Raw genomic sequence first — 2,211 nt, 5'->3', positions numbered from 1 at the left:
CGGCAATCCAGAAGCACGCCTGCACTTCAAGCACGGGAACAAACGCCGTCACCCCGAGTTCGCCTCCAGTTTTCAAGGAAAGGAGCCCAGCATGGCACCGCGCAACAAACCAGACGCCGATATCGAAGATGACGCACCGCAGGCGGACGGGCCGACCATCGAGCAGCAGGATTGGGATGCAATCAAGGGCGGCGAGATCCTGCCAGAGTCCGTGCCGGAAAACGGCGACATGCGTTACGGCATCGAAAAAGACGGCGATCTGCCCGACGAGGACGACGATAACGCGTACCAGGACAGCGACGACGCCCTTCCCGATGATGAGGAAGAAGCCGCGATCACGCGCGATCAGAACCGCGAGGGCCCATTCGACGAGACGTGAGCCATTCGTCGCCCGAGACATGACTGCCTGTTGTTGAACTTGCCAAAGCCACATTTTCCATGCCCGTTTCGCGGGAAAATGTGCTTGGCTGGCTAAGTTTTCCCCCCAGGCTTTATATCAGATTTACCTAAAATAGCGGAACATCCAAGGGACATTATCGGAACTGAACAAGGCCCCTTGGACTTTTGCGCACAACAGATAAGACCTTGGTCCTACAGGAAAAAGCAAAAGCCCGACCTGACCGATTGAAGCTCCGCCAAGGGAACATCGGGCCGCGCTTGTCGTTTGTCGCGAAGGTTCGGCACCCCTGGTGTGCCATATCCGGAGAACGGCGCGATGCCCCACCGATCCATCATCGTCAAGACAGGCCATGGTCCAGGCACGGCGATCGCCGTGCTCATGGTTGGATTGATGGCGGTGGGCATCGTCTTCGTTGTTCTCGGCAGTTCGCTCTACTTCAGCGAGCAGCCTGCGGATCAACGTGCCCTGCCTTCGCCGCCCGCTCGATCGACACACGATAGCAAAGCGGCAAACTGAACGAGCCCGAACCAATTGCCGGGCGATGGCGAGATTGCGGCCGCGCGGGTCCTCCAGGCTTCGTCCAGTGGAGCGGACGGCTTCGGGCGATGTATTGTCCACCGGAGGCTTTTGGCGCCGCTTGCATTAATATTAGACGTATAGAATATAAGGATGGCCGGCGACCGCCAGAAGTCGGCTGGCCCGGCGTGCCTCCCTTTGCACCTGGCTGCCGGGCCATTTCTCGCCAACGGATGGCATGCGTCGGTGCACCGTCATCTTGACGTCTTCGCTTCTGTCTGGTGCGGATTCACCTTCGCGCCGCCTCGCCATGTGGAGCTCCAGCCTCGGCAAACGGCATTCTGCTCGGCAACCGCCGGAAAAATGCGGACGCCGAGCCGATCGCGCTGGTCAAGCCGCTAAGACGTGCTGGCTAGCTGCTAAAACCGAAGGATGACCGAGGGCCCGCGTCTGCGATAGCACCGGACGCGACGGCGACCATGCCGCCAATAACTACGGCAGACCCGTCTCCATCGCCGCCCGTGCCGGCGCCGGCGCCAGCCCCGATCCCAGTCCCGATCCCGGTCCCGATCCCAGTCCCGATCCCAGCGTCGATGGTCGACCGGCTGCACCTCCGCATGTGTACCGTCGTCGAAGGCCTCTGTTTGTGACGCCTCTATTTCATCGAGAATGCCGTTTCCGGCGCCTGGAACACCGGCCACTGCTTCGATCGGGCGAATTGCCCCTGCAAGGGCTGCTGCCCCGGCAATGCCAAACATTGCTGTCAAGAAGGATCGCCGATCCATAGTAAACCTCCCAACGTTGCATAAGCTGAACGAAGCGCTCGCTTGCCGAATGAGCAGGCCCGCGCGTGGTGAAGATAGAGGATTCGCCAGCCGCCGAAGCGGCTTGCGAATCCTATCAGCGCAGGAAGGGACGTTGCTGCGCCGATCGACGACATGTCAGCCAAGGACTATTCCCATCACCAGAAAGGTGACGGCCGTCGCGAAAATCGGTGCGAGCAACCAGCGCGCTTGGCCAACACTTTTGTCCATCTGTTTCTCCGAATCCGGGAGACAAACAGTCGTGAACAGAGAGCCGTTCCCGTCGGTAAGACCAATGCGCTCGCGGACCGGACTTAAGTCGCACTTCTCATCCGACCGAAGCCCCAGCGGAGGAACATTTTCATTTGGCTCAAGTTCAGTTGCTCGTCAGCGTTGGACGATCTTGTCATGCTGACTCGCAAGGAGAAACAGTATGAAAATGCACCTAACGGGCGCCGCTGCGGCGCTATTGATGTTGGCCGGAGTCGGCGC

At 59.8% G+C, this 2,211-nt stretch carries 2 protein-coding genes; both read left to right on the top strand.

Going from position 1 to position 2,211, the window contains the following annotated elements:
- Positions 1–379 (top strand): hypothetical protein (locus tag EN984_RS31910; protein ID WP_245480161.1); only part of this gene is annotated, 379 nt, incomplete at its 5' end.
- 336 nt (positions 380–715) lie between these two features.
- On the top strand, positions 716–916 hold the full coding sequence (locus EN984_RS31905; RefSeq protein WP_127268525.1) for a hypothetical protein: 201 nt from the start codon (positions 716–718) through the stop codon (positions 914–916).
- Positions 917–2,211 lie beyond the last annotated feature (1,295 nt).

It is taken from the genome of Mesorhizobium sp. M7A.F.Ca.CA.004.12.1.1 (assembly GCF_003997835.1).
GTDB lineage: Bacteria > Pseudomonadota > Alphaproteobacteria > Rhizobiales > Rhizobiaceae > Mesorhizobium.
The sequence above is the reverse complement of the archived record's forward strand: the minus strand, read 5'-3'. Positions and strand labels throughout refer to the sequence as shown.

What these genes read in the sequence shown, in the direction of transcription:
- EN984_RS31905 (WP_127268525.1), top strand. Translation starts at nt 716, where the DNA reads ATGCCCCACCGATCCATCATCGTCAAGACAGGCCATGGTCCAGGCACG.